The organism is Microbacterium saperdae, assembly GCF_006716345.1.
GTDB lineage: Bacteria > Actinomycetota > Actinomycetes > Actinomycetales > Microbacteriaceae > Microbacterium > Microbacterium saperdae.
Window position 1 is genome coordinate 2,979,143 of record NZ_VFOX01000001.1, and the last position, 26,495, is coordinate 3,005,637.

Below are 26,495 nucleotides of genomic sequence, written 5' to 3' on the forward strand. Positions count from 1 at the left end.
CTACTCACTCCCTCGTACGGATCCCTGAGGAGATTCGGAGCGGCGACGACATCGGATCGGGTTCTCGATCCCCTGTCGCCTTCACGCCGCTCCATTGCGTGCGCCTTCTCACGCCCGAGAACGACGGCCGGTGGTCACACCGTAGACGAGCCGTACCGCGAGCGCGCCGCCGACGGCCAGGAGTCCGAGAATCAGGAACGCGAAGAATCCCATTGCTGTGTCCTTTCGAGGGTGGAGGGGGAGGGGTGCACAGCTCCCCTCCCCCGAGTTCCGCTTACTTCTTGAACGCGTCCTTCACGTTCTCGGCAGCATCGCGGACGTTGCCCTTGGTCTGCTCGGCCTTGCCCTCGGCGACGAGCTTGTCGTCGTTGGTGACGTTGCCGACGGCCTCCTTGGCCTTGCCGGAGATCTTCTCTGCAGCGGCCTTGATCTTGTCTTCAGCGCTCATGGTTTCTTCCTTCCTCCGTTCGGTCCCGGATTTCGGTTCCGAATACTCTCCCGCGGTCGGTGCCGCAGGAAGCCTGTTTTCGTACGTGCGTGTCGCGGATGCGTCAGACGCGCGACTCCACCGCAACATCGTCGTCATCCGCGGGGATGTGCACGTCGTTGATGGTGACGTTGATCTCGACGACGTCCATGCCGACGAGTTCGACCATCACGCTGTGGATGGCCGCCCGCACGTCGTCGGCGACCTTCTGCAGAGCCACGGGGTACTCGGCGACGATCGTCACGTCGACAGCCACCTGCGTCTCGCCGACCTCGACGGTGATGCCCTGCGAGAGGTCGGTGGTGTTGAGCGCGTCCCTGATGGCACCGACGACGCGCGCCGCTCCCCCGCCGAGCGCGTAGACGCCGGGCACTTCACGCGCAGCGATACCCGCGATCTTGGCGACGACGCCGTCTTCGATCGTCGTCTTCCCGGTCGCAGGAACCTGCGTTGCCTGGACCTGAATGCCGCCTGCCGCGTTCGCCATGCTGATCTCCTTCGTCTGTGCGCCGCATCCGGTGCCGAGTGCGGTCGTTTTCGATCGACACCCCTAAGACGTATCGCGTACCGGATTCGTCACAGAATCGTTCGTACTTTTTCTGCGCATCCGATTCCGAAGGGCTCACAGTGCACTCTTAGGTTCAGAGTGCACAATTGCACTCTATGAACGACAGTGCAGATTCATTGCGCGAGCAGCGCAAACGAGAGACCTCGCGTTCCCTCACCGAGACCGCACGCACGCTGACGACGGAACGCGGCTTCGCCGGCTTCACGATCGAGGAACTGTGCGCCGAGGTCGGAGTCTCCCGCCGCACCTTCTTCAACTACTTCGAGAGCAAGGAGAACGCCGTCTTCGGCTTCGCCGTGATCGACTCCCGCCAGGAGCAGCTCGAAGCAGCCTTCTGCGCCCAGGACGGCGATCTGCTCGACGACTTCATCGAACTGACGGTCCGTCGCTTCGACCTCTTCAACCCGCTCGACGACGCCCCCGCCCTCTTCGCCGTGATCGAGCAGGAACCGCGACTGCTCAAGGCCGCCTTCGAGCAGCTGGCCAAGAACGAACGACGCGACATGGCCCTGATCACGCAGCGGCCCGAGAGCGGACCCGACGCGGAACTGCGCGCCGAGGTCATCGTCCACACCGTCGGCGCCCTCGTGCGCCTCTGCATGGATCAGCTCCTGCACCACCAGTCCACCGAGCCCTTCGGGGACCTCCTCTCCCGTCGACTCGACATCGCCCGCTCCGCCTACGCACTGTCACAGAAAGACCACTGAATGTCCGCCACCGCCACCAAGGATGCGCCGTTCCTGCTCACCAAGCGCCGCATCTGGATCATCTTCAGCGCCCTCATCGCGGGCATGCTGCTCTCCAGCCTCGACCAGACCATCGTCTCGACCGCGATGCCCACGATCGTGGGTCAGCTCGGCGGCGTGGACCACCAGGTATGGATCACCACCGCCTACCTGCTCGCCACCACGATCGTGATGCCGATCTACGGCAAGTTCGGCGACGTCCTCGGACGACGCAACCTCTTCCTGATCGCGATCGCCCTGTTCACCCTGGCCTCGGTCGGTTGCGCGTTCGCGACCGACTTCTGGATGTTCGTGGTGTTCCGCGCACTGCAGGGCCTGGGCGGCGGCGGCCTCATGATCCTCTCGCAGGCGATCATCGCCGACATCGTGCCCGCCAACGAGCGCGGCAAGTACATGGGACCCCTCGGCGCGGTGTTCGGCCTCTCGGCCGTCGCCGGACCGCTCCTCGGCGGGTTCTTCGTCGACCACCTGACGTGGCAGTGGGCGTTCTACATCAACATCCCGGTCGGTATCGCGGCGTTCATCATCGCGCTGGTCGCCCTGAACCTGCCGAGCAAGAAGGCACAGAAGCCGATCGACATCTTCGGCGTGATCTTCCTCTCGATCGCCACCACCTGCCTCATCTTCTTCACCGACTTCGGCGGTGACAAGGAGTTCGGCTGGGACTCCCTCGCCACCTGGGCCTGGGGCGCCGGACTCGTCGTCGCAGCGACGGCCTTCGTGATCACGGAATCGCGGGTGCAGGATCCGATCATCCCGCTCAGCCTGTTCCGCAACCCGATCTTCATCAACGCCACCGCGATCGGGCTCGTGCTCGGCATCGGCATGTTCGCGGCGATCGGCTTCGTGCCGACGTTCCTGCAGATGTCGTCCGGCACCTCCGCAGCGGCATCCGGGCTGCTGATGATCCCGATGATGGTGGGCCTGATCGGCACCTCGATCTTCTCGGGTATCGCGATCTCGAAGACCGGCAAGTACAAGATCTACCCCATCGTCGGCACGATCCTCACCGGTATCGCGATGATCTCGATGACGACGCTCTCGGCGGCCACACCGATCTGGCTGATCTGCGTGTTCCTCTTCGTGTTCGGCGCCGGACTCGGCCTGATCATGCAGGTCGTGGTGCTGGTCGTGCAGAACGCGGTGCCCTCGAACGAGATCGGCACCGCGACCAGCACGAACAACTACTTCCGCGAGGTGGGCGCATCTCTGGGCACCGCCGTGTTCGGCACGATCTTCACGACACGCCTGACCGAGAACCTGCTCGGGGTGTTCTCCGACGCGGGCGCCTCGCCGGATGCCGCGTCACAGGCCGCTTCGACGATCGACCCCTCGACGCTCAGCTCGCTGCCCGACGAGGTGCGGGAGGGCATCGTCACCGCCTACGCCGACGCGCTGGCGCCGGTGTTCTGGTACCTCGTGCCGTTCATCGTGCTCGCGTTCGTGCTGTCTCTGTTCCTCAAGCAGATCCCCCTGTCGGATCAGGCCGGACTCGTGGCCCGCGGTGAGGCCATCAGCGGTGAGGAGGCGGAGCGCCTGGAAGCCGAGATGCGCGGCCAGGGCGTGAACGCGCATGTCGCCTCCGCGGATCCCGACAGCGAGAAGCGCGACACCGGGAGCGTTCCGACGTCACGCTGACGCAGAAAGAAGCCCCGGCCTGGGAGGCCGGGGCTTCTTTCATTCGATCAGAGGGAGGCTGCGGCTCAGGAAAGTCGACGCTGATCCTGCGCGAGCCGTGCGCGCAGACCCGTGTGGATCGAGATGTAGGTCTCGGTCTCTCGACCGGTCAGCGTGGCGAGGTTGGCCAGCAGGCGATCGACATGGTCGATGAGCACCCGCGGGTCGGTGTTCTGCCGCGGAGTGACCGCGACGTGCAGCACCGGCTCTCGGCGGATGTCGTTCGCCGTGACCTGGGTCGAGAGGATCTCGTCGCGCGTGGCGAGCGAGTTCTTCACGGCATCCGACACGAACGACTCCGTCACCGTGACACGACCGAGGGGATTCTGCGCACCGGAGGAGCGGAGCACCGTCTTCGAACGATGACCGGCCACGCTGGTGAGCGCGAGGATCAGCAGGACGATGATCACGACGATCGCGGCGACACCCCCGACCGCGATCCAGCTGATCTGACTGCCGGCGATCCGGGTCGACGCGAACGCCTGGTCGAGCCAGGACTGCGCGTCCGTGCCGGCGGACTTCCAGGTATCGGTGGCGGTGGGCCACGACATGATCGCGATCCCGATCGCTCCCAGACCGAGGAACAGCAGCCCGATGATCAGCAACAGTGTGCGGTTGAGTGCACGGTTCGTGTTGTTCACAGCTCTTCTTCTCTCTCGGTGGGGCGTTCGATGCGGACGCGGGTGCGCACGGGCCGGGACAGTCGGTAGGACCCGAGCTCGGCCTCCGCAGCCGACTGCACGCTGCTCTGGTCCAGCGGGACACCCGCCCCCGGGCGGACGGTCACGTCGACGCTGCGGTGACCGACACCGACGGTGATGTTCTCCCGCGCGATCCCGATCTCCTCGGAGAGGTGCTGGGCGAGCGCACTCGCGATGACGCCGTTGTCGACCACGACGGCGCGGCCTCCGGCCTCGAGGGTGTGCTTGGACAGCCGTCCCGGCATCACGGCGAGCCAGATGAACACCAGACCGATCAGAGCCAGAACAACGCTCCCGGCGATCACGAGACCCGCGGGCTGAGCCGTCGGCAGGCCGACCAGCCATCCCCACCCGGCGACAGGACCGACGAGCAGCGCGGGCTGCGCGGCCAGGTACAGCACGATCTCCAGGCCGATGTAGGCGAGCGCGAGGATCAGGAGGATCACGGCGACGAAGACCGCGACCGTCCGAGGTGAGTGCGTCTCGCGTCGCACGACGCGACGCAGCACGGGAGTACTCATTGCACTCGTCTCCTTATCGGGGTGGTGGCGCCGGTGATGGTCAGGTTGATCCGGTTGACATCACGCCCGAGCAGAACCGTCAGACGCTGCTGCAACTGCTCCTGCAGCTGACGGGCCCGATCGAGTACCGGCACGATCTGCGTGATCGCCGCGGTGTCGTCCAGGTCGGGGATGGGAAGCGGGCTGGCGATACGGACGGCGATGCCGCCCGGATGCTCGGTGACATCGACCTTCACGTCACCGCGAGGCACACCGATCAACGTCGCTGACGCCTGCTCGGTGACCGTGCGGTACACGCGGTCCTTCACGTCGATGCGGCCGGGGATGGTGACCCCGCCGGTGGTGACCCCGGCAGGGGCACCACCGGCGATGATGTGCTGGTCGGCGCGCATCAGGAGGTACGCCGCCCGGTGAAGGCATCAGCGAGACCGCGCACGTCGATCTTGCCCGAGGCGATGCGACCGACGAGCGCTCCGATACCCGCGAACAGGGCCATGAGGAGGAATCCCCAGAACCCGAACAGCAGTGCCGCCAGGGCGAGGAGGGCGCCGATCAGGGCGCCGGTGGTGGTGGGGCTCATGAGACTCGCGACTCCTCTTCGGTGTCGTTGTCGTCACCCGGGACGTGCACGTCGTTGACCTCGACGTTGACTTCGACGACCTCGAGCCCGACCAGGCGGCTGATCGCACCGGCCACAGCAGCGCGCACGTTGCCGGCGACTTCCTGCACGGGGGCCGGGTACTCGACCACGATGGTCAGGTCAGCCGCGGCCTGGGTCTCGCCGACCTCGACCTTGACGCCCTGAGCGAGGTCGGTGGCGTTGATGACGTCGCGGATCGCACCGAAGGCTCGTGCTCCGCCGCCGCCGAGTGCGTAGACGCCGGGAACCTCACGGGCGGCGATACCGGCGATCTTGGCCACCACGCCGTCGGCGATGACCGTCTTGCCCGCGGCGTTCTCATCAGCGGGAACCCGCGACGTGGAGAAAGCGGATGAGCGGTCCACACGCGATGCCGCGGCCTGCTTCGGCGCGGCCGTCTTCGGCGTGGCCTGAGCGAGCTCCGATTCTGCGGGAGTGGTGGGGGTGTTCTGGTCCTGGGTTGCCATGACGAGTCCTGTCTCGATGAGTGTCCGACCGCGCCCTGCGGCGTCGGCCAGGAGCGATCTCCTCGCTCGTGACTAAGACGGTCGGAGCGGGAGATTCGTCACAAAACAGTTCTCGCGGCGGATCAGCCGATCGTGTCGTCGTAGGTCCGGAGAGACTGCGGCTGCTCGGCCGCCCAGGATGCCAGGAGCCCGAGGCGCTCTGCCGACGGCGATGCCGGCTCGGCGGTGTAGATCATGAGAACGTTGCCCGGCTCCGCCGTGATCGCGAGCTCTTCGTAGGCGAGGGTCAGCTCTCCCACGACCGGGTGGTGGAAGCGCTTCGTGCCCGCGCCGTGCGTGCGCACGTCATGCGCTGCCCACAGCCGTCGGAACGTCTCGCTGCGGGTGGACAGCTCACCGACCAGATCCTGCAGACCCTTGTCGTGCGGGTCCCTTCCCGCTTCGGCGCGCATGATCGCGACGCACATCTCCGCGAACAGGTCCCAGTCCGGGTAGAAGTCGTGTGCGACCGGATCGAGGAACTGGAACCGGGCGAGGTTCGGCGTACGCCCACCGTCGCCGATCACCGGGGAGTAGAACGCGCGGCCGAGCTCGTTCGTCGCCAGCAGGTTCTGGCGAGGGTCCCGCACGAACGCGACCGCGTCGGTGATCGACGACAGCGCCCATTGCAGGCTCGCCCGCGGAGCGCCCGGCTTCGTGGCGCGCCGACGCGAGCGGCCGCTCGACGGAATGCCGTCGGCCGCGCGTGCAAGGTCCAGGAGGTGGGCGCGCTCGGCATCGTCGAGTTGCAGCGCCGTCGAGACCGCATCGAGCACCGAGGCGGATGCTCCGGCGATCGCACCCCGCTCGAGCTTGGCGTAATACTCCACGCTGACTCCGGCGAGCGCGGCGACCTCGCTGCGACGCAGGCCTTCCACGCGACGGTTCGCCCCGGCCGTGAGCCCTGCCGCGTGCGGGGTGACGTGGGCGCGACGACTCATCAGGAACTCGCGGACCTCGGCTCGATTGTCCATGTGCAGGACGTTACCCGGCACGGGTGCGCGGAGGGAGGCCCTCCCAGTACACGTCTCAGCAGGGACTCCCCCGTGCGCAAGATCGGAGAGAGCCTGGATGCCATGACCACCACGAGCCGCTCGGCGGATCTCGTTCGCAGTGGTCACCCCAGACGGTGAGGAGAACCACCATGCGTGGAGTCATCATGCACGCGCCCGGCGACGTCCGGGTCGATGAAGTCGACAAGCCCGTGATCGTCGCGCCGACAGATGCGATCATCCGTGTCACCGCCACCTGCATCTGCGGGTCCGATCTGTGGCCGTATCGCGGGATCGAGCCGGTGAACGCTCCGACCCCGATGGGCCACGAGTACATCGGCATCGTCGAGGAGATCGGCGCCGAGGTGCGTGACATCCGTGTCGGCGATCTCGTGGTCGGCTCGTTCGTCGCCTCGGACAACACCTGCGAGATCTGTCAGGCGGGGTTCCCTTCACGGTGCATCCACCAGGTCATGATGGGCTCGGTCGGCACCCAGTCCGACTACGCGCGCATCCCTCTCGCCGACGGAACCCTGGTCGCGGTGAAGGGCGACCCGAGCGAGGCGCAGAAGCGCAGCCTTCTGGCCGCGTCCGATGTGCTGGGCACCGGATGGTTCGCCGCCGTCGCCGCCGAGGCGGGCCCGGGCAAGACCGTCGCCGTCGTCGGGGACGGGGCCGTGGGACTCCTCGCGATCCTCGCCGCAGCGCAACTCGGCGCCACCCGGATCATCGCGATGTCGCGTCACCCGGAACGCCAAGCCCTCGCGACGAAGTTCGGCGCCACCGACATCGTCGAGGAGCGCGGAGAAGCGGGCGTCGCGAAGATCAAGGAGCTCACGGGCGGCTACGGCGCGCACTCCACCGTGGAGGCCGTCGGCACGCAGGAGTCGATGATGCAGGCCATCCACGCCACGCGCCCCGGCGGTCACGTCGGCTACGTCGGCGTGAGCCACGGTGTCGAGCTGGACGGACTGGACCTGTTCTTCTCGACCGTGAGCCTGCTCGGCGGCCCGGCACCCGTGCGCCGCTTCCTGCCGGAGCTGATCGAGTTGATCATGACGGACCAGATCGATCCGGGGATCGTGTTCGACCTCACTCTCCCGATCGAGGAAGCGGCCGCCGGCTACCGGGCCATGGACGAGCGCCGCGCCACCAAGGTGCTGCTCACCACCGACTGAGCCCGCAGCCCCGTGAGCATCCATCCGCCCGTCGAACAAGGAGAACCCCATGCACGTCGAACCCGTCCAGCCCACTGTCAAGAACCCTCCGGAGCAGTTCGCCGGTGACGTCTGGGTCGACATGATCGCCGTTCCGCACGAGCGCGATCAGCGGATGTCCGTCGCGATCGTGAAGTTCGCGCCGGGCGCCCGCACAGCCTGGCATTCGCATGCGCGGGGACAATACCTGCGCGTCACGCAGGGCATCGCCCGCTTCGGCACCCGTGACGGAGAGATCATCGAGGTGCACGCGGGGCAGACGCTGTACACCCCGCCAGGGCAGGACCACTGGCATGCGGCAGCGGACGGATGCTTCATGGAGCACATCGCGATGCTCGAGAGCGGTGACGACCCGGCCACCACCACCGTGTGGAAAGAGCACATCACCGACGCCGAGTACGACGGTCAGGTGACGGCGTGACCGGGTGGACGGGCGGACAGGAATCCGTCGGCGACATCGCCCCCGCGCTTGCGCACTACACCGACACGGTGCTCTTCGACGAGGTCTGGGCACGCCCCGAGCTCTCGCCACGCGATCGCAGCCTGGTCACCGTCTCCGCCCTGGTCGCGATCGGCGCCGTCGAACAATTGGGCTTCCACCTCGCCTTCGCGCGCGACAACGGCGCGACGGAGGAAGAGCTCGTCGAGGTGATCACGCACCTCGCGTTCTACACGGGCTGGCCGCGCGCCATGGCCGCCATCGAGGTCGCGCGTGCGGTCTTCGCCGAGAAGGGCGACAGCGCATCGGAGTGAGGGGCCCGCGCGCCGCGGGATGGCGCAGCGAGGAGGTCAGTCTGAAGGAAGTCACGATCCACGCCGCACCCGGCGCTGCCGTGATCGCCGCGGAGTGCGAGGAGACGCTCATCAGCGAGTGCTCGGTGGCGATCACGCCGAACAGCACGCGATGGATCAGCGCGAACGCGGATGGCATCCACAACCCCGGCGGCCGGGTCGGTCCCCGACTGCTGCGCAACCGCCTCCAGAGCATGCATGATGACGGCATCAACATCTACTCCAAGGCCCGCCTGGCGGGAGGAGCCGTCGCGGCTGACCTCTCGCTGCTGCTCGGCGACGGTCCGATGCATGTGGCGGTCGGCGACCGACTTCAGGCGTATCTGCCGGCGACAGGAGCGGTACGCGGAACGGCCACCGTCACGAACGTCGTGGGCGATGAGCTGTCCGGAGGTCCCCTGACCGTGTACCTGAGCGCCCCGATCCCCGGGCTGCAGGCCGGCGACGAGATCTACAACCTCGACTACGCCGCATCCGGATTCGACGTCGCGGAGAACACGATCTCGGAGAATCGCGGTCTCGGCATCTGCATCCGAGCGAGCGAAGGCCGAGTGCGGAAGAACACTCTCACGGATCTGGCTCACTGGGGCATGTGGGTCGGAAACAACTCGGGCTACCGCGAAGGCCCGGTCGGTGTGCACGACGTGGTGTTCGCGAACAACTCGATCGCGCGCCCCTGCCTGGACCGCACGCTCACGGGATGGCCGTCCGCGTCCGCAGCGATCATGGTGCAGAACTTCAACGCCGTGTACGAGCCGGGATCGTCCCAGGCGCACGGCTCCCTCACCTTCCGGTCGAATCACCTGGAGGATCCACCCCGCTTCGGGATCTACATCGGCGGAGCCCAGGACGTCGACGTGCGCAACACGACCATCGTGGAGACGGCGAACAACCCGCGGAGCTCCGCGCCGACGGCGATGCTCGGGATCGAGAATACGACCGACATCGACGTACGAAACCTCGACGTGACCCAGGCGCAGGCGCCACGAGATGACGTGTGGGTCGGCCCTGCGGTCTCGGGCTACTCGATCAGGTAGCCACCGCGCTGTCGGGGGCACGCGGGCGGAACCGTCTGCGTGTCTCCGACAGAGGCTCCGGGCCGCGTGATGTCGAGGAGCCGGATCGGGAGGAGTCGTCGAGGATACAGAAAAGCCCCGGCGAACCGGGGCTTTCACATCTGTAGCAGGAGCGGGGCTTGAACCCGCGACCTCACGATTGGGTTTCCGGTGAAATCGTGGGTTACTGCGGAGTATCAGCAGGTCAGATTCTCCCGGAATCATGCTATCCGAGAGTATCAGCGAGCCTCGGATACGTTCAGCGATTGTGCGGGGTAAAAGCGGAATCCTGCTGGGTCAGCTGCACCTATAGAAGCAGGACGTACATCAGCCCCGTCCGCGCAGGGGTGACAGCGACTGATGACTAGATCGGCACCTCAGACGCGGGATCATCGTCCCGCGTTTGAACTGCATCTTGCGCTGGAGCCGGAGTGAGAATGTCGCTCCAGTCGATGTCAGCCTTACGTGCCTCGATATCCGATATCAGCGCGATCAGGACGGACGTCTTGAGCATTCGCGCATCCTGGTACGGGACAAAGTGCATTGTGTCCTCGTCATCCATGACCGCTTCAATCGCTGCCCTCCGACCAGCCCAATCGGCTGGCCACGCTCCCGCAATCCGTCCCTCGAGATCTCTCGCGAAGTAGCCGATATTCCCGAGCCGCTCGTCAGTTGCGTACAAGATCACTCGAGCCGTAGTTGCCGCGATGACCGAGCGGAGTGGAACCGTCTCGAGGCCATCGACCGCTGTCTGCGCCGCATCTGGTATCACCCATGCCAGCTTCAGTCGCGAGCGTTTCGTACGGCGGCGGCCAGCGATGAGAACCGAAGCCCGCAGCTTGACGTGTCCACTTCGGTTGGGTCGGCTCGACCGGACAACACTCCAGTAGTCCACCAGCAGCGTCACCATATCCGCGGGCTCAAGTCGGAACCGGTCCCCCTTGGCATACTTCATATCGTCCTCTCGCTGCGGGGTGATCGGTGTGGGAACCGAGTAGTGTCTCAGCCGCCGGCCCCACCTCGTTCTCCGCTTCCCTCGCCAGGTGAAGCCCACGTCGTAGACCGTCATGGGATGCCGTCCGATGTTCTCCACAACGATCTCAGCGAGCTCGATCACGTCTCCGCGATCCGGTAGCCCTTGCTCCCTCGCAGGGTGCGATCCGGGAATTGGCCAGGTGCCGGTGTTATACGTGACTGTCCCACCGAGCCCCACATTGAGCAAGACAGCTCGCAAGCGCACGCGCGCTCGTGGGCCGTCGAGATAGCGCAAGAGAACCGTCACGAGGAGTCCGAGTACAGAGAGCGCGAGCGCGATCCACGCTGCAACGTCTGCAGGGGCTACGTTCGGGACCGAGGGAGCAGTTGCGGACATACTCTGGAGCGTACTTGGCCACGTCGGTCTTCTCTGTGTTCGAGTCAGCGGAGAAGCCGAGGAGTCCGAGCGGGTAAATAGCTGAGCGATCGCATTCAAGCAGGTCCTCTCCATGAACCGCGTAGAACGGATCGCGCGTGCCCCGGGGCCACTTTCTCTAGGCTCGCAGCGAAAGGTAGGAAGCATCGCGATATGAACGACCAAGAACTACTCGAAGCATTCTCTGACTACCAGCGGGCGGCCGGCCTCGCACCGAACACGATCAGATCGAGGCAATCGGCGTTGCGAGCCTTCGCTCGCCGACAAAACGTGGCACTTCTTGACGCGACGATCCGAGATCTGCGTCGAGATCTCGGGCGTCAGACCATCAGTCCAGCGACGCGGGCAGCGATGCGGGCGATCTTCATCGCGTTCTTCAACTACCTCCAGGTCGATCGCCTGCGCAACGACAACCCCACCGAGAGCCTTCCCTACGTTCGCGTTCCGCCTAAGCGGCCTCGTCCCTACACTCAGGCACAGATCGATCTGCTCCTGACCACAGGGGCTTACAAGCGCACCCGAGCGATGATTCTGCTCGCGGCCTATCAGGGGCTTCGCGTATCTGAGATCGCTGCTGTGCACTCAGGCGATGTCGATCTCAGATCTGGGACTCTGAAGGTCACCGGCAAGGGAGGACGTACGGACTACCTTCCTCTGCACTCAGTCATCGAATCGCTAGCATCGACAATGCCGACCGGATGGTGGTTCCCGGCACGGAGAGGCCACGACGGGCACATCCGCGGACGCTCGGTGAGCGATCTGTTGAGGCTCGCGAGGCAGCGTGCCGGAATATCCGACACCACTCTTACCGGCCACTCGCTTCGCCATGCTTTCGGGACTGAGCTCGTGCGAGGCGGGGCGAATATCCGTGCTGTGCAGGAACTGATGCGCCACGAGTCGTTGCAGACAACGCAGCTCTACGCTCAGGTCTTGGATGACGATCGACGAGCCGCACTCGCGGTTCTTCCCTCACGCTCCGTACCCGTCCGGTCTGGACGATGAACGCGACCAGTGCAGACGCCATGAGCGATTCCGCGCTCCTAGCCCTGTGGTCTTCGCACCAACTCGCTGCCGGCTCTACCAGCAAGAGCATCAGAGAGCGCCAGTACGTGTTCAAGGGGATGCTCAAACGCACTGGAAAGACGCTCCTGACCGTCGACCGGCACACGCTGATCGCAGACCTGGGACGGCCGAACATCGCCGCGTCGACGCGATCGCACTACAAGTCGCTGATGTACGGGTTCTTCACCTGGATGCAGGAGGAAGAGTTCAGGCTCGACAACCCGGCCGCCCGGCTGCCGAAGGTGCGCGTGCCGAAGTCGGAGCCGGACCCGGTGACGACCGAGGACATTGAGATGATCCTCGGCTCGGGGATCTACCGGCGCACCCGCATGTGGGTGCTGCTGTACTCGTACCAGGGCATGCGCGCGGCGGAGATCGCGGCGGTGTCCGGCTCGTCGGTCGACTGGCGTAACCAGCGCATCCTGTCCGTGGAGGCGAAGGGCGGCAAGGAAGTATGGCGCCCGATCCACCCGGTCGTGTGGGAGCACCTGCAGACGTGGCGGACGGAGGGCTGGTTCTTCCCGTCCCCGACGCGTACAGGCGAGCACGTGACCGCAGCGAACGTCTCGAACGTCCTCTCCAAGGCTTTCAAGCGTGCTGGTATCCCCCACCGTCCACACCAGATGCGGGCATGGTTCGCGACCGAGATGATCGCGGCCGGCACGCCGACGATCGTGGTCGCGGCAGCGATGCGGCACAGCGATACGCAGTCGGTCGAGAAGTACGTGCGAGTTGGCGACGACGCGATCACGGATGCGCTCCTCACCCTCCCTGCTGTCCGCGTACCGACGAGCCTCACAGGGCCACGCTCTCGCGCTCAACGCACCGGCGCGCGTCAGACGCGCAACACGCCGAAAGGCAGGACCAGCAACGTGAACGAGCCCAAAACACGGCATCTCTACATGCCCGACGATCGTTCACTCTGCGATCGTCGGGCCGTCCCCCAACCGTCGAACACCCCACCCCAAGAGTTCATCAACGCCCCAGTGTGTGGAAGCTGTCTGCTCATCCTGCAAGTGCTCCGCACGCAGATGATGCTGGACGCCCGCACCGCAGAGGCCGTGTGGCCACCAACCGTAGACGAGGCAGCCGCTGCGCTCGCCGGAACACGTTGGGCCACCGACCTCCGCCTGGACAAAGTGACCAACGCCTTCTCGAACCTGGACCTTCGGGATTCTCCGACGATCGGCTTCAACGAAGAATGGGTGGAAGAGTCCGCAGCTAGTTACAGAGCCCGCCTCGAACGAGAGGGCTCGGTGCCGCTCGAGGACGTCTAGAAGCCCTGCGAGCAATCGCCGGCCGCCCTACACTGAGCGCATGCAGACACGGCCCGTCTACCTCACCGCTGTCGTCGCGGTGCTTCTACTTACGTTGACCAGTTGCGCACAGCCCGTTGACGCAGAGTCGCCGCAGTCTCGGGCTGTAGTAACCAGTGCACCGGAGCCGGCCCCCACACCCTCGGCGCCGCCACGCGACATCACTGCCGCCGGAGAGGTGTGCGATCCGGGGAACGCGAACGACCCGATCTGTGCAGCTTTCTACCCCGATCAGGCAGCCCTAAACATGACCAGTGACGCGCGCGCACGTGAGCCGCTGCGTTCCATGAGCGACGCGGAGAAGATCGACCTCGCCCATGCCGCGTGCGACAACTTGAATGCCGGGCGCGGACAGGTGCCGATGCTCGAAACGGTGCCTGACGCGGGCGACGATGCGATCTTCGCCGATAAGAACAACGTGACGCTCTACGCAGCGGGGACGTTCGCATACTGCAACCAGCACATCAAGGGCACAGAGGCACTGCCCGAGTACGGCGCAAGGCTCATCACCTACTACCGGTCGATCGGTGAGGAAGCAGCAAAGGCGGAGTTCGCTGACGGTTCGATGCCGGAAAAGTCTCTACTCGGGTACTGATCCTCGCCAAGACCAGACAGCAGGCCGTCAGCCTCTCGGCTGGGAACTCTTCTTGCGTCCAGGGCCGAGGTCACGCCCCCACGAACAGCAACGAGCTATGTCAAACTCATCGTCTGAATTTGGTCACGCGCGGCGGGAAGTGCCTGCTCTCTGGGATGCTGTCGGAATGACTGCTGACTGGTGGATGGTTTGGATCACGGTCGTGTCCGTTGTGGTAACCGGATTCTTAGCTTGGCTGGCGTACGCGAATGGTCGGAAGGCGACGACGATTGCAACGGAAGCTGCCCACCGCGAAGAGCTACACCGTGAGCGTGAGGTCGCTCAGAAGGAGCAAGAAGAGCGCGCTCAAGTCGCTATGGCGATGATGCGGGCGGTCTCGGCAGCGGAGCAGTTCGCCGAGCGCAATAACACGCACCCCGAGACCTGGGGTGACGTCGATTCGGAGATGGTCAGGACGCGCGCTGAAGCTCTGGCTCAGGTGGAGTTGTACGCGACCACCGAGGAGGATTCAGAGCTGCGACAGTGGATCGAGAGCGCCCTAGACGCGATCTCCTCCCCGTCGATGAACTATCTCAGTCAACTTGAGGCCATGGACTACCGCTTTTTCGCGCGTCGGGCGATCCGGCTCTGGAACGCCCAGGAGGTGACGTCGACTCTGATCATCGCGGGAAAGCTACCGCCGGAGATCACCCACTACGCGGAAGACGAGGCGCCGGAGTCCTCTGCGTGATGATCCCGGCGTAGCGCTCCACCGTCTACTCGGATGCCGAGATCAACGTCGGTGACGAGACGTAGAATCGAATCTCTCTCGGCCGGGGAAAGGACGTTCACCGGCTTTGGGTACCAGTAAGCGACTCGCGCCGCTCTACGATCGCTACGCGCAGCACGGGGACATCCTCGCCGCCGCGAAGCACGGGCCGCTACAGTCGCTCACCGATCGCGAGCTGGACCGCGCCGAGCAGCCGATGACGATGTACCCGCGCCCGAAGCGAGTGCGCGCGTGGGTGCGATTCGGCCCTGAATCGATCCGCGTCGAGGCCGCACTCGTCCGCTCCACTCCCCTCGCGGCCGGGATCGAGTTCAGCGCCGGCAACCAGACGTTCCGCTGCTGGGTGTGGGGGAACGCCGTCGTGCTTGTTGAGGATCCAGTTCGCTAACGCGAGGCGATTCAGCGTCGGTGATCCTCGCGGAGCCGGTACGGCTCCACGGTGTCCTGGTGGCGGTCCTTCCCCTCGTCTACCCAGCGCGTGTGTGCGCGCAGCCCATGGAATACACCTAAGCGAATGACGAGGTAGCTCAGGAATAGGGCGACGAACGCTGCCAGCGCCCAGACAAGGATGCTGACGATCCAGGTGACTGCGACGGCCGATTCGAGTTCCATAGCTCGAACCTAGCGAACCAGGGACCTTCGAGTGCGTGGCGTCGATATGGTGGCTCGCATGGCTGATCAATCACCCCATCAATCAACCGACATCTCGAGGCTGTGGCTTACGGTCACGATCGCGGTCGCGGGAGGGCTGGGGCTCTTGATCGTGCTTGCAACTCTCGGCAACTGGTTCCCCAACGTGTCCACGGGCCTTGTCAGCGCATTTCTCGGACTCGTTGGGGCCGTGTTGCTAGCCTTCGCGGACGGCACGAAGAATGCCACCCGGCAGGATTACTTGAAGCTCTTCGGCCATTCAGCACTGATCGTCACAGCAGCTGGAGCCATCGGCGCCTTGCTCGTAACCTGAGAGCCAATCATGCGACGCATCGCTGACGATGAGTGAAGGTCTAGGCTCTCCGCATGGATGAGCTTGAGGGGACGCAGCCCCATTGCCCTGATGATGACGTGGTCATGCGGGACATCCGCGGCGGGTGGAAGTGCCCGGAGTGCGGCCACGTGCAACAGGCTCGTGATGTCGAGATGCCCGCCGAGTTCGATGGACCTGATCTGAACACCTATCGGGAGTCTCGGTAATGGCGGTTCTCCCCGATTCCGTTCCTGCAGGATGCAGAGTCGCTTCATGGCGAGACTACTGGCCCTTGATGCTGATCACGCTGTCGGTCCAGGTGCTCCTCGTCTGGAAGTCGAAGCCTCTCAGATGGTCGACGATCGCGTCACTCTCGTTTCTCGCGTTCGCGCTCGGCATTCTCTCACTTCTGGATTGGCGTGCAGCGCTCTGGTTGGCAGCGTTCTTCGTCGCCGTATGCGCAGGCGGGGCAGGCGTTGTACTGGTGGGGCTGAATGTCTTCAGGCTGCTCGACCCGAACCGGCGGGTGCTGCTGTCCAACGATGCGGAAGTCTGCGTTGATGCGGTGTTCCGCCGGCGGCGATCGCTCTCCCTCCGCAACCATGGGCGCACGTTCGGCGCGAAGTCAGCGCCGGCAATGCGTCAGGCGGTCAAAGACTGGGTCCGACCGTTGATTGGGAGCGACTTCGTCATCGCTGCACAGAACGCTCGCGTCGCCAGGATGTACCAAGAGCAGTTCCCAGAGCTGCATATCGTCGGGCGCGACTGGATGGGGCATCCGAAGCTCGCTGTTCGACCCGGAATCACTCTTGTTGATGCCAACGAGACACCTGTGCCCTAGCTGCAGTTTCCCCGAGACCTTGTGAACAGGTGGGGTAGGCGAAGACCGCCGGAACGAGCGCACGTCACGCCGACGTATCGATCGTCACCACGGGCAGAGGGAACCCCGGCCTCGGCAGCACTGTCCCCGTCGCCGGCGGGTTCATCGCCACTGTGACCGACGAGGTCATCGACACCGACCTCGGCGTAGCCCAGGTGTACGAGGTACGACCCGCGGGTGACAGCGCCCACGACACAGGCTCCTAGGCTCGGCGCGGGCCCGGTGTTAACCTGTTCGCGAGCGGTGAACCGTCTTTCAGCGGGGAGTGGGTGGAGACACCAGAGTCGGCCACGCGGGTTCGAGCCCCGTCACCGCTACGAGTAGGAACCGGATACGACGTCGCTAACCGTCCCGTCGATGCCCACGGTCCTTTCAGCGTTGACGATCAGCATCTTGTCGGCAAAGGGGGTCCGGAGTAGCTCCGCCTTCCCGAGCCCGGACCCGAGCGAGACAGCGAAGTGCTGCCACGCTGCGGATTCGTTACTCATCATCACCACGGACCGGAGCGAGGCCACGGGGTGCTCGTACTTCCTTCGCCGCGGCGGCTGCTCACCGATCTGCGGCAATAGCTCAGCCAGGGCATTGAGGGCGACGCTTGCGGACAGCCACAGCGCATGCTCAGCCAGGCTGCGACCATGCCCTGACAGCAGACGGATCTGCGAGAGCTCTTCCGGGTGCCCCACCCCGAGATGCGCTCCGTAGGCGTTCCCGAAAGACGAGACGAGCTTCTCCCACGTCACCTCGCGGTGTCTCTGAGTGGGGAGCTTGATTGATACGAAGGGCGTCGTCAGCCATCGAAATACGTCAATCTCTCCCGGACCGCGCCATGATTGGGGCATCTGGTCGGCGGTGCCATCTCTGAGCACCCCGAATCCCGGGTCTATCGTGCCGATCCACCCCGTGCGCGTCATGATGCCATCCGGATCAGCGGGGAAGCCTCCGAAGGAGAAGCGCACCTCCGCCTCGCGCGGAATCTGATAGTCGACATGGATCTTGGGTGGAGCGAGACGCTCCTGAGAGCATAAGCGGGCGAGCGCTTTGTCGCCGCGGCCGTTTGATAGGAGTGTGCGCGTGACGGCGGCGACGTCGAAGACTGCGTCACCGTCGCCTTCGTCCCACGTGCGAAGGTGCTTATCCAGGCGCCGACTTAGGCTGGACACACCAGCTCGCAACTCATCCCGCGACAGCTGCCCCTCGCCGCCCCCGTTCACGGCTCCTTCGTTTCGTCGTCCACAGTGAGACCCTAGCGATATCGCAACTCCCCCGCAGGGGAGACCTCCACCCAGCCCGAAGGCTGAGTGGAGGTCTCTGTGTCGCAGCGGGCGGATGGTGATGTCGCGCCAGTCGAGATTGTTACCGGCGGCAGGGCATCGAGTCCGGTGCCGAGGACCAGACATGCCGGCGCTGGGAATGGGGCAACGTCGTCTTGCTCGACGATTGAGAGTGACCTGATCCGATGCTGTGCTGGATCACTCAGAACGACCTTCGCCGAGTACCCAGATGCCGGGGCCCGGCCGGAAGGCCAGAGCTGTTTCAAGAATCGCTCGGATCTCTCGTTCGATGTGCCTAAGCGGGAACTCTTCGCCCCAGAAGTAGAGAACGTCAGCCTCTGGGTCATACATCCTGAACATCTCGATCGGTTCGAGCCCCCGCACTGTGTGAGGGGCGAACGCCATCTGGTCCAGGAAATTGTGGTTTGTCGACTTCCCCCACCACTCATCTATCGCCTCGTCGAAGTGCTCGAACTTGTTCCTCAGAGTGACGTCTTCGAGGGCCGAGCCGTCCGCAACTCCAAGTGCTTCGCGGAGCGCGGCACGCTCTGCGGCCCGCTTCCCCTTCGCGCGCCCAGATCCCCAGAACGCCTTCGCGATGTTGCCACTACCGGTCAAGAACAGCTGCGCGCCGAGCCACAGTTCAGCTCCGTTCGCGCGTGCAGCAGGTGTGTGCATGATCGCGCGGCCGTGCAGTGCGACGTGGGCTTGCGTGATGATCTGTTGCGCGAAGACGTTGATGAGCGATATGTCCATGCCGCGAGCGTAGCGAGAACATCGAAAAGACCCCACCCAGCGTCTCCCTGAGGAGACTGGGTGGGGTCTTTCAATTACTCAGTTGCTGGTTCGGGCTCGCCGTCCAAAGGGACGCGGGCGAATATCTCGGGCGCGCGCTCTCGGACGGTCTCAATCACCTCGTAGCTGAACTGGCGAATGAGCGCCGGGATTGGTGATTGACGGACAAGATCGATTCCCAGCTCGCTATCGAGCGCGGGCACCGGTGTGTCGGTTTCAACCAGGTTCGCGTGGACGCCGAACTGCATGTTGCCGTCAGAGTCGAGCGACGCGAGGTGTCCCAGAGATGCGCCGTTCTTGAGGTTGTCCAGACGAGCGGGAAGCCGGCGATCGACGTGTGCACCGCCGTCTTTGTTGGCGACCGCGAGCACGATCTCCTCGCGGGTGAATTCATTCTTGTAGAGGTCGCGCACGATGGGGCGTTGCCACCAGCCCGGGAAGCGTCGCAATCTGCGGCCTGGCCCGGACGGAACAGATCCGAGGTCTGGCTGATAGTTGACGATCAGCGGCTGCCCTTCGGCGGGTTGCTCGATGCTCATCGCAACCGGACCCGGCGTCGCCGCGAGGTTGCGGGGATTGATGTCGCTCGCTGCGTCTAGCCACCCCCACCGCGTACGCACGTCGAGCTGCTCGAGAAGCGCGTGCGAGTTTTTCGTGTGATGCACCAGCAGACGAATATGGACGGCTAGCTGCTTGGCCCACTGCACTCGACCTGCATCGAAGCGCTCGTTTGCGGCCTGCATGAACTCGAGCGTGTCGACGAGATGCTGCTCAAGCTCCTCACGTGTCTGATCCCCCATGCGCATAATCTAGCGCCACGCACGTTTCCGGTCAGACGAGCGACGAGACCAGAATCTCGAGTTGACGCAATTTCTCGGCACCGAACTCCGCACCCGCCGACGTCTCCCACCATCCCTCGCCGCTGGCATCGTCGCTGTCGATACCCCGAACGATCTGACGAAGCATTTCGAGCGGGGACTGGGCGTCGACAACTGCTTCTGAGGCGATCGACGCCCAGTCGACTCGAAGGAAGGCGACGTCGCGGTCAGGGCGAATCGACACGACTCTGGCGTTTCCGGCGACGCCAGTTTCGGGCTCATACGCGATCACAGCGCCTCCCCCACTGAGCTGGTCTCCCACGACATCACCCAAAAGAACAACCGTCTCCCCGTCCCGTCGATCACATTCAGGTCTATGACCACGCGGGGCGCGATCATTACTCCCCGCCTGCTGTATCGGCTTGGGATTGTGGAGGCCTCGAGTATGTGAGCGGCTCAACAAACGTCCGGTTCGCTCGGGTGGAGAGCGTGCCCTCTTCGTCGGGTTCGATGTCGCCGAGTTCCGGGTACGAACCTTGGAGGGTGCCGGTCACGACGATGATGTCGCGGTGGCCGACCTGCACGTCATCGGGGTCGGCGGCACGGTCGTCGATGTACTCGTCGCCGTCGCTGTTCCGCCACACCGGCTCCGGGATGGTGACGACGTCGCGGTCGATCCAGTGTTCTTCGCTGGGCAGGGTGATCATGTTGTTCCTTTCATCGTGCGCCATAGACCTCGCTGTACGTAGCGAAGGTGTACCCCTGTGCGATGCCGTGTTCGATGATCGAACGCAGCTGGTTCGTTCCCCAGCCGATCGGGTCGCCGGCGGGCGCGTCGCCCTCCACCCAGTGATGGAAGACGATGTGGGCCGCGCCGCCGCTGTTGACGACCTGGTCCATGTAGGCGGTGACGTTCGCGACGGTGTGCGTGTTCTGCACCGACATTGACGCGATCGCGTACGGGCGCACACCCGGCACTGTCACCGGGGTCGTGTACACCGTCCGACCGCCCCGGAAGTACTTCGCCGCGATCGCGCGCACGGTGTCGTTGAACCCACCCTGCGGGTAGATGACGAAGTCGCCCTGAAACCCGTAGCGGCGGCACCAAGCGCGCAGCAATGCGAGTTCCTCGTCGAGCTGTTCTGGGGTGAGCGCGAGGAAGTTCTGGGTCGTGAGGTAGTAGGCGTGAGCCTGCACATCCCATCCATCGTTCCGCTGCCAGGCCTTCAGCTGTGCGTAGGTGAGTCGGTTTGGGCGGTCCATGTTCTCGGCGATCATGTTGATCGTCCCGCGGGCCCCGTACTCGCTCATCACCCTGTGCATGAGCGCGTTCGTGCCATCGCCGTCATCGGATTCGAGGATGACGACTTTCTGCATCGCGGTCGGCAGCGCTTCGGTCGCGCTGACGAGCTCGACGCTGTTGACACGGAAGTTGATCACCGCGGAGGTGCGGATACTGATCCCGATGCGCTTCATCGACGTGCGATCCGGCGAACCGATCTGATCGAACGCCTGCCCATATCCGAACAGGAAGTCCCACCACTTACCGCCATCGACAGCACGCACCGACAGCGGCCCGAACGTCGTGGTGTTGCTGTTACCTGTCGCCCCGGAGTCCATCGTGACGGAGAAGTTCGACACCTTGGTGGGGTCTTCGATGTACGCGCGAACCAACACCGACTTGCCGATAATGTTCACCGGCGTGAGGAACTCCATGCGCGTCACGTGAGTCTCTGCCGCCGAGGCAGTCGACGTGAACCCCCAGGACTGGGAGCCGTGCGCGACGATGTCCGTGAAAGGCAACCATCCGCCCGCATTGTTCGCCCACGTGTGCCCGGGCTGGAAACGGGACAGGATGCGGCCGCGAGGCAACTTCGGCGGGATGGTGCCCACCGTGCTGACTGCCGTCTCGAGAGCTTGAGCGACCGCGAGGCCCGTGCTGGTATCCCGAGCCGCCCACGTACCCACCAATTCCCCGACAGCGGCATCTGTTGCGACGCCATCCAACCCGGGCACCCCACGCGGTCCAGAAGGGATACCCAGAGCGAACCTACGGGCCTGATCCGGGCCGGTCATCGCGGCAGTCGCGGGCGACCCTGGGGATAGCGTTGTCGCGCTCAGCTCGATGATGCGCGCGGCGGGCCCGCGGAGGTTCGTGATCGTCTTCTCATCAGCCATGTCAGCTCACAATCCGTAAGTCCCCGATGTCGGGGTCGTCGAGGGGCATCTCTTCACCCTCAGCGGGCGAGTACAGCCACCAGCCCCGGTATCCGGGCGGGTAGGTTAGGCCCACCAGCACCGAGAAGATGGACAGGTCAGGTCCGCCGAGTTCCCCGATCGGACCGCCGTCCGGGAACGGGTTGAAGGTCCAATCCCATTCGGCGTATCCCCACGCCCACATCTCCGTGTTGGACTCGAGCGGGTTGATCAGCCATCGCAGGACCGGCCGGTATCGGATCCACGGTTCGGCGATGAGCTGCACCGTGAACGCGCCGGTGGTGAGGTTCATCGTTGCTTTCGCTTCGACTCCGGCGAGAAGTGCGTCACCGGTGACCTCGTTCGCGAGCGGGCGGAACCACAACTCGGGGCGGTTCGCTGCGGGGATCGGGGAACCGGTGTGGTCCCACGCGTTCCCCGTCACGGTGACGGCAGCCATCACTCCTCCTTGGTGTCAGGGTGCGGGGCGGTCGACCCCGCGTCTACGAACGCACGCCACTCGCGGCGCGTGAGGCCCTGCGTGCTGCCGTCTGCGAAGTTGTAGACGATCGCTGTTCGAGGGGCGGAGCCGGCGCCGAACTTGCGCAGCCATGCGTCGACCGCGGGGATCGCCATGACGCGCGAGAGGGCGGCGCTGATCGCCGTGAGACCGACGATCGCGCCAGAGAGCCAGGCAACCACCGGGCCCGGGAGGACGTCCTGCACCGCGGTGAGGATCTGCGGGGCGAGGGCTGCCGTGGTCGCGAGGATCGTCACCGACGCGAGGATGACTGCGATGGCCGTGCGGATGGCGCGCTGAAGCGGGAACCAGATCTTGTTCATGGGATCTCTCCTGATGGTGTGGGGATGCAGACGAGCGCCTGCTGCTGTCGGGGGATGTCGAACTCGGAGTCGGAGATCGCGACCCAGGCGAGGGTCGCGGTGTAGCCGTCGGGGCAGGTCGGTCCTGCGGGGCCCTCTGGACCCTGCGCGCCGGTTGCTCCCTGCGGGCCTGTGGGACCGACCGGGCCTTGAGTGCCCGTCGCACCCTGCGTGCCTGTGGTGCCAGGCTGTCCGGGCTCCCCGGCGTCGCCCTTGTCACCGGCTGCTCCCGGTTCCCCTGCTTCACCAGGAAGGCCGCGGCCGCCGTCCTTGCCCGCGGGCCCAACCGTCCCAGGAGGACCAGGCTGGCCGGGCTCTCCCTGCGGTCCCTGGTTCGCGACGATCGACGGCTCCGGCGCGTCGGGTTCCTCGCCCGTCGCGACAGTGAACTCGTCGTAGAGCTCGACGTACCGGTCTTGCCAGGTCATCGCCTGCTCGTGCCACGCCTCGCGGCCGTTCCACGCTCCGACCCATCCGAGGGTCAGCGCGCCCGTGACGAGCGCGAGCAGCACGGAGAACACGAGCACGAGGCGTCGGCGTTCACGCACAGACGCGCTCAGCAGCGCCTCGGTGTCAGTCATGCTTCTTCTCCTCCGCGAGAATGCCGACGCGCGCCGGCCAGGGTGGGTACTCGCCGCGCTCGGCGCCGCTCATCAGTTGCGCCTCGCGGCGTTCCCATGCGACGTCGCGTCGCTGGTACCAGGCGAGTGCGGGCTCGAGCGCGTCCAGGCGGCCTTCGAGCTTCTCGATGCGTTCCTGCTGCTGGTCGATCATCTGGTGCTCGAGTGAGCCCTTCTTCGGCAGCAGCGCGATGACCGCGATGACGAGCGCAACGCCCCAGCCGCCGAGCGTTGCGACGATCTCCACCGCTCAGCCGTCTGCGTTTACGACTTCGACGCGCACCGTGGTGGGAGCGCATCGGGCAGCAGCCGACAGGAACGCGTCGAAGAGGCTCTTGGTGTACTCCTCGCTGTCCCCTGTCGCGAACTGCTTCGCGGTGCGGTTCGCGTACGTGTTACCCGACTCGACGAAGGGCAGCGCCCAGGCCGTGCCGGGGATGATCAGCGCGCGACCGCCGACGGTCTTCGCGTCCTTCATCCAGTGGATCTGCTTGACGTCAGCCATGGTCTTGCCTTCCGGTAGAGGGATGGGGGGTGGTGCGGGTGTGAGGGATGCGAACCCGGGGACGGTCCACACGTCGTTGAAGTCGCCGATGTGCCACAGCTCTTGCGGCGTGACGAAGTCGACCGTGAATTCAGCGAGGCGGCACAGGGCCTTGAATCGCGACCATGCGAGCGCCGTGTTGCCCGGAGCGAGGTCCGCCCAGTTCGCGACGTCGACCGCGGCTACCGTCTTCCCCCGGTAGATCAGTCCGTGCGACGAGTAGCCAGGCACCGCCGCCCAGTTGCCGAGCTCCTGGCGGTACTCGACCTGGATGTCGTATGGCCGGTACCCGTTCCACCCGGGGGTGACGTACAGCAGGACGCCGTACTTCGCGAGAGCCTGAGCGACCATCCACCGCCAACGTGCCGCGGTGCCAGCCGGGAGGTAGATCTTCCCGCCGAGATGCACGAGCATGCTGAGCGGGAAGCGCCCATTCGTGAAGCCGCCCATGTGTCACTCCTCGTCTTCGTCGTGTGCTGGCGGTGGCCACGGCCACGCGACCGGTTCGGGCTCGACCTTGTCCGGCTCGATGTCGAACCGTTCACGCGCTGCGGTCACGGTGACGTGCGCCTCGCGGCCCGGATCGCCGTAGATCGTCACGGCGCCCTCAGCGACACGCTCAGCGCCAGCGAGGAACGGCCGTCCGATCGGCGTGACCTGCACCGTGGGCTCGTCGTCGGACAAGACCAGCGGGGTGAAGTAGTCCGGGAGCGCGAACGTCGCTTCACCGTCCTCGTCGAACGTGACGGACCCGCGGTAGTAGACGCCGTGCTCCGGCCCCTCGAGCGATCCGTGCCGCAGGTGCTTCCCGGGCTTCGTCGGGTGGTCGATCCAGAACGACTTCGAGCCGCCGCCGATATCCCCCACCGCGAAGATGTTCCCCGTGGCGGTGACGTTCCCGATCGCAGAGATGCTGCCGATCGCCTGGAACGACGAACCGGACACCACGCTCGTGGCCGCATCGAGCAGCAGGGTGCCGCTCGAGTAGATGCGACCGCCGTAGCTGCCGTTCCGGTCGATGGTGATCGGGCCAGCAGTGATGCGCCCCGTCCCGAGGGTCAGGTTGTTGTTCAGGGTGACGGCGCCGGAGAGTGTCGTTGCCCCCGACACTGCAAAGTTGCCCTGCACTCCGGTCGGCCCGCGGAAGTAGACCGTGCCCTCCCAGTCGAGCACCCCGTTGCCTTCGAGGCGACCGGACACCGTCTGGGTGCCGGTGATAGCGAGCCCGCCGTCCTCGATGCGGATCCAACCGCCGCCGTAGACACGAAGGCCGCCGCGTCCGATCGACGCGTTCTGGAAAGTCGCCTTCGAGATGTCGCGGATCGCGGCCCAGATCTTCGCGAACTGCTGCGCGAGCCCGTCGCCGCCGAGGTGGTCGACACCCATCTCAGGCACCCCCGGTCGGCTGCACGCTGATCGTCTTGATGTCCGGGCCCGGGCGGGCCTTGTCGACCTTCACCACGCGCCGCTCATGCCACCCGTCAGCGATCCACAGGTCGTCGTTGAAGTACAGCCGTGCTGTATCGCCGACGGCGATCGGGTGATCGCCGGAGACGGCGAACTGCCACTGCACGGTCGGCTGCTCGTAGATCGACAGGTCGCCGTTCACGAGTCGGTTCAGCTGGTCCGCTTTCGTCACGGTCTTCGACATCGTGGCGCTCTCTCGCAGCGGGTACAGCGACGTGAGGTTCCGGTTCGATCGGACGAGCATGTCGACCTCGGAGCCCTCACCGACCCGGTACGCGTTGTTCGTCACGCGCAGTGCGTCCTCGGTCTCGGAGAACGCGACCACCCCGGCCTGCTCCGCGGTGACGAAGAACTCGTGCGAGACACCCGAACCCCAGGCCGGTCCCGCCTCATACACCCAGTCGACCTGAGAGTCGATCGTCGACCACCGTGGACGCATGAAGATGTCGAGGCCGCTGTCCATCAACTCGGTCAGGACCCCGTCGACCCGCTCGAGCATGTAGCCGTAGAACGGACGGGTGCTGCTCGCGCCGGGGTATCCCCCGGGCAGGGTGACGGGCATGTCAGCCGTCGGCGATGCCGGGCCGGTGCGACCGAACTCGATCGCGCGAGCGCCCTGGTAGGCCAGGCTGCCGGTGATCTCCTCGGACCACTCCGCCACGTTCGGGTGGTTGTGGTTGAACGCGAACCGCGCCGGGAACTGGAACCAGACGTCACGCAGCGGCAGCGTCAGAAGCGACTTCCCCCGCTGGTACCCCTTGCCAGTGATGTATCCGAGGTACTCGATCTTCCGGTTATTCTCGATCGCGATGATCCGCGACAGCGACCGGAAGTGGTTGCGCATCTCGGTCTTCGTGAACGTCCCATCCAGCGGGATCGTGATCGACGACCCCGAATCACCCGCGGAGAGCAGGCTGCTGAAGTTCGCGGCCGAGAACGGGATCCGGTCATAGACGTTCCCGACGGAGTCGCACGTGTACGCCTGGTATTCGGCCATGCTGCC

The 26,495-nt window shown here is 65.3% G+C and carries 36 protein-coding genes; 13 read left to right on the forward strand and 23 right to left on the reverse strand.

Annotated elements, in window-relative coordinates:
- Positions 1-274: 274 nt before the first annotated feature.
- Together FB560_RS14060 and FB560_RS14065 are read right to left on the reverse strand one after the other, a co-directional pair.
- Positions 275-448, reverse strand: coding sequence for a CsbD family protein (locus FB560_RS14060; protein WP_141872947.1), 174 nt, complete (start codon positions 446-448; stop codon positions 275-277).
- Positions 449-551: 103 nt separating this feature from the next.
- Entirely contained in the window at positions 552-974 is a 423-nt protein-coding gene (locus tag FB560_RS14065; RefSeq protein ID WP_141872948.1) for an Asp23/Gls24 family envelope stress response protein, read from the reverse strand.
- A 176-nt stretch (positions 975-1,150) separates the two neighbouring features.
- On the opposite strand from FB560_RS14065, the gene FB560_RS14070 reads away from it, so the two are divergent.
- Positions 1,151-1,762 (forward strand): TetR/AcrR family transcriptional regulator, encoded by a 612-nt coding sequence (locus FB560_RS14070; protein ID WP_141872949.1) that lies wholly within the window; start codon positions 1,151-1,153, stop codon positions 1,760-1,762.
- A complete protein-coding gene (locus FB560_RS14075) occupies positions 1,763-3,439 on the forward strand; it encodes an MDR family MFS transporter (RefSeq protein ID WP_141872950.1) in 1,677 nt (558 codons plus the stop codon).
- Positions 3,440-3,504: 65 nt separating this feature from the next.
- Here the strand turns inward: FB560_RS14075 and FB560_RS14080 are convergent, their stop codons facing one another.
- From FB560_RS14080 to FB560_RS14105, 6 genes are all read right to left on the reverse strand, one after another.
- Positions 3,505-4,119 carry a hypothetical protein gene (locus FB560_RS14080; RefSeq protein WP_141872951.1) on the reverse strand — a complete coding sequence of 205 codons (615 nt, stop codon included), beginning with the start codon at positions 4,117-4,119 and terminating at the stop codon, positions 3,505-3,507.
- Positions 4,116-4,700, reverse strand: coding sequence for a DUF6286 domain-containing protein (locus tag FB560_RS14085; protein WP_141872952.1), 585 nt, complete (start codon positions 4,698-4,700; stop codon positions 4,116-4,118). Before FB560_RS14085 ends, FB560_RS14080 begins: the two co-directional genes overlap by 4 nt.
- The gene (locus tag FB560_RS14090; RefSeq protein WP_141872953.1) at positions 4,697-5,092 is read right to left on the reverse strand and encodes a hypothetical protein; all 396 of its coding nucleotides are present in this window, start codon (positions 5,090-5,092) and stop codon (positions 4,697-4,699) included. The genes FB560_RS14085 and FB560_RS14090 overlap by 4 nt, the downstream gene beginning before the upstream one ends.
- Positions 5,092-5,280: a DUF2273 domain-containing protein gene (locus FB560_RS14095; RefSeq protein WP_141872954.1), complete on the reverse strand. Its 189-nt coding sequence runs from the start codon at positions 5,278-5,280 to the stop codon at positions 5,092-5,094. The genes FB560_RS14090 and FB560_RS14095 overlap by 1 nt, the downstream gene beginning before the upstream one ends.
- Complete coding sequence (locus FB560_RS14100; RefSeq protein WP_141872955.1) at positions 5,277-5,807, reverse strand: Asp23/Gls24 family envelope stress response protein; 531 nt, start codon at positions 5,805-5,807, stop codon at positions 5,277-5,279. The genes FB560_RS14095 and FB560_RS14100 overlap by 4 nt, the downstream gene beginning before the upstream one ends.
- 122 nt (positions 5,808-5,929) lie before the next feature.
- Positions 5,930-6,820, reverse strand: coding sequence for a helix-turn-helix transcriptional regulator (locus tag FB560_RS14105; RefSeq protein WP_141872956.1), 891 nt, complete (start codon positions 6,818-6,820; stop codon positions 5,930-5,932).
- 170 nt (positions 6,821-6,990) lie between these two features.
- On the opposite strand from FB560_RS14105, the gene FB560_RS14110 reads away from it, so the two are divergent.
- The 4 genes from FB560_RS14110 to FB560_RS14125 are packed head-to-tail and all read left to right on the forward strand — an operon-like array spanning position 6,991 to position 9,884.
- Positions 6,991-8,016 (forward strand): zinc-binding dehydrogenase, encoded by a 1,026-nt coding sequence (locus FB560_RS14110; protein ID WP_141872957.1) that lies wholly within the window; start codon positions 6,991-6,993, stop codon positions 8,014-8,016.
- A 49-nt stretch (positions 8,017-8,065) separates the two neighbouring features.
- A complete protein-coding gene (locus FB560_RS14115; protein WP_141872958.1) occupies positions 8,066-8,476 on the forward strand; it encodes a cupin domain-containing protein in 411 nt (136 codons plus the stop codon).
- Complete coding sequence (locus FB560_RS14120; protein WP_141872959.1) at positions 8,473-8,808, forward strand: carboxymuconolactone decarboxylase family protein; 336 nt, start codon at positions 8,473-8,475, stop codon at positions 8,806-8,808. Before FB560_RS14115 ends, FB560_RS14120 begins: the two co-directional genes overlap by 4 nt.
- Complete coding sequence (locus FB560_RS14125) at positions 8,805-9,884, forward strand: right-handed parallel beta-helix repeat-containing protein (protein WP_141872960.1); 1,080 nt, start codon at positions 8,805-8,807, stop codon at positions 9,882-9,884. Before FB560_RS14120 ends, FB560_RS14125 begins: the two co-directional genes overlap by 4 nt.
- A 382-nt stretch (positions 9,885-10,266) precedes the next feature.
- Here the strand turns inward: FB560_RS14125 and FB560_RS14130 are convergent, their stop codons facing one another.
- Complete coding sequence (locus FB560_RS14130; protein WP_170198139.1) at positions 10,267-11,019, reverse strand: hypothetical protein; 753 nt, start codon at positions 11,017-11,019, stop codon at positions 10,267-10,269.
- A gap of 447 nt (positions 11,020-11,466) precedes the next feature.
- Between FB560_RS14130 and FB560_RS14135 the strand changes: the two genes are divergently transcribed.
- The 5 genes from FB560_RS14135 to FB560_RS14155 all read left to right on the forward strand — a co-directional run bounded on the left by FB560_RS14135 (position 11,467) and on the right by FB560_RS14155 (position 15,443).
- A complete protein-coding gene (locus FB560_RS14135) occupies positions 11,467-12,315 on the forward strand; it encodes a tyrosine-type recombinase/integrase (RefSeq protein ID WP_141872962.1) in 849 nt (282 codons plus the stop codon).
- A 20-nt stretch (positions 12,316-12,335) separates the two neighbouring features.
- A complete protein-coding gene (locus FB560_RS14140; protein WP_170198140.1) occupies positions 12,336-13,652 on the forward strand; it encodes a tyrosine-type recombinase/integrase in 1,317 nt (438 codons plus the stop codon).
- A gap of 40 nt (positions 13,653-13,692) precedes the next feature.
- The gene (locus FB560_RS14145; RefSeq protein WP_141872964.1) at positions 13,693-14,286 is read left to right on the forward strand and encodes a hypothetical protein; all 594 of its coding nucleotides are present in this window, start codon (positions 13,693-13,695) and stop codon (positions 14,284-14,286) included.
- Positions 14,287-14,452: 166 nt separating this feature from the next.
- On the forward strand, positions 14,453-15,016 hold the full coding sequence (locus FB560_RS14150; RefSeq protein WP_141872965.1) for a hypothetical protein: 564 nt from the start codon (positions 14,453-14,455) through the stop codon (positions 15,014-15,016).
- Between the two features lie 106 nt (positions 15,017-15,122).
- The gene (locus tag FB560_RS14155) at positions 15,123-15,443 is read left to right on the forward strand and encodes a hypothetical protein (protein WP_141872966.1); all 321 of its coding nucleotides are present in this window, start codon (positions 15,123-15,125) and stop codon (positions 15,441-15,443) included.
- A gap of 11 nt (positions 15,444-15,454) precedes the next feature.
- Here FB560_RS14155 and FB560_RS14160 read toward each other — a convergent pair whose 3' ends face one another.
- Positions 15,455-15,667 (reverse strand): hypothetical protein, encoded by a 213-nt coding sequence (locus FB560_RS14160; RefSeq protein ID WP_141872967.1) that lies wholly within the window; start codon positions 15,665-15,667, stop codon positions 15,455-15,457.
- A gap of 58 nt (positions 15,668-15,725) precedes the next feature.
- Between FB560_RS14160 and FB560_RS14165 the strand changes: the two genes are divergently transcribed.
- Together FB560_RS14165 and FB560_RS14170 are read left to right on the forward strand one after the other, a co-directional pair.
- Positions 15,726-16,019 (forward strand): hypothetical protein, encoded by a 294-nt coding sequence (locus FB560_RS14165; protein WP_141872968.1) that lies wholly within the window; start codon positions 15,726-15,728, stop codon positions 16,017-16,019.
- A gap of 295 nt (positions 16,020-16,314) precedes the next feature.
- A complete protein-coding gene (locus FB560_RS14170) occupies positions 16,315-16,860 on the forward strand; it encodes a hypothetical protein (protein ID WP_141872969.1) in 546 nt (181 codons plus the stop codon).
- A gap of 353 nt (positions 16,861-17,213) precedes the next feature.
- On the opposite strand, the gene FB560_RS14175 is transcribed toward FB560_RS14170, so the two are convergent.
- From FB560_RS14175 to FB560_RS14235, 13 genes are all read right to left on the reverse strand, one after another.
- Positions 17,214-18,110, reverse strand: coding sequence for a hypothetical protein (locus FB560_RS14175; protein ID WP_141872970.1), 897 nt, complete (start codon positions 18,108-18,110; stop codon positions 17,214-17,216).
- Between the two features lie 258 nt (positions 18,111-18,368).
- Positions 18,369-18,926, reverse strand: a complete 558-nt coding sequence (locus FB560_RS14180; RefSeq protein WP_141872971.1) for a hypothetical protein — start codon at positions 18,924-18,926, stop codon at positions 18,369-18,371.
- A gap of 74 nt (positions 18,927-19,000) precedes the next feature.
- The gene (locus FB560_RS14185) at positions 19,001-19,765 is read right to left on the reverse strand and encodes a hypothetical protein (protein ID WP_141872972.1); all 765 of its coding nucleotides are present in this window, start codon (positions 19,763-19,765) and stop codon (positions 19,001-19,003) included.
- Between the two features lie 31 nt (positions 19,766-19,796).
- On the reverse strand, positions 19,797-20,105 hold the full coding sequence (locus FB560_RS14190; protein WP_141872973.1) for a hypothetical protein: 309 nt from the start codon (positions 20,103-20,105) through the stop codon (positions 19,797-19,799).
- Between the two features lie 76 nt (positions 20,106-20,181).
- Positions 20,182-20,490, reverse strand: coding sequence for a hypothetical protein (locus FB560_RS14195; protein ID WP_141872974.1), 309 nt, complete (start codon positions 20,488-20,490; stop codon positions 20,182-20,184).
- A gap of 10 nt (positions 20,491-20,500) precedes the next feature.
- Positions 20,501-21,586 (reverse strand): polysaccharide deacetylase family protein, encoded by a 1,086-nt coding sequence (locus FB560_RS14200; protein WP_141872975.1) that lies wholly within the window; start codon positions 21,584-21,586, stop codon positions 20,501-20,503.
- A gap of 376 nt (positions 21,587-21,962) precedes the next feature.
- Positions 21,963-22,439: a hypothetical protein gene (locus tag FB560_RS14205; protein WP_141872976.1), complete on the reverse strand. Its 477-nt coding sequence runs from the start codon at positions 22,437-22,439 to the stop codon at positions 21,963-21,965.
- Entirely contained in the window at positions 22,439-22,822 is a 384-nt protein-coding gene (locus tag FB560_RS14210; RefSeq protein ID WP_141872977.1) for a hypothetical protein, read from the reverse strand. The genes FB560_RS14205 and FB560_RS14210 overlap by 1 nt, the downstream gene beginning before the upstream one ends.
- Positions 22,819-23,442 carry a collagen-like protein gene (locus FB560_RS14215; RefSeq protein WP_141872978.1) on the reverse strand — a complete coding sequence of 208 codons (624 nt, stop codon included), beginning with the start codon at positions 23,440-23,442 and terminating at the stop codon, positions 22,819-22,821. The genes FB560_RS14210 and FB560_RS14215 overlap by 4 nt, the downstream gene beginning before the upstream one ends.
- Complete coding sequence (locus tag FB560_RS14220) at positions 23,435-23,728, reverse strand: hypothetical protein (RefSeq protein WP_141872979.1); 294 nt, start codon at positions 23,726-23,728, stop codon at positions 23,435-23,437. The genes FB560_RS14215 and FB560_RS14220 overlap by 8 nt, the downstream gene beginning before the upstream one ends.
- Before the next feature lie 3 nt (positions 23,729-23,731).
- Entirely contained in the window at positions 23,732-24,475 is a 744-nt protein-coding gene (locus FB560_RS14225; protein WP_141872980.1) for a M15 family metallopeptidase domain-containing protein, read from the reverse strand.
- A 3-nt stretch (positions 24,476-24,478) separates the two neighbouring features.
- A complete protein-coding gene (locus tag FB560_RS14230) occupies positions 24,479-25,411 on the reverse strand; it encodes a hypothetical protein (RefSeq protein ID WP_141872981.1) in 933 nt (310 codons plus the stop codon).
- 1 nt (position 25,412) lies between these two features.
- The gene (locus FB560_RS14235; RefSeq protein ID WP_141872982.1) at positions 25,413-26,489 is read right to left on the reverse strand and encodes a hypothetical protein; all 1,077 of its coding nucleotides are present in this window, start codon (positions 26,487-26,489) and stop codon (positions 25,413-25,415) included.
- Positions 26,490-26,495: the final 6 nt, after the last annotated feature.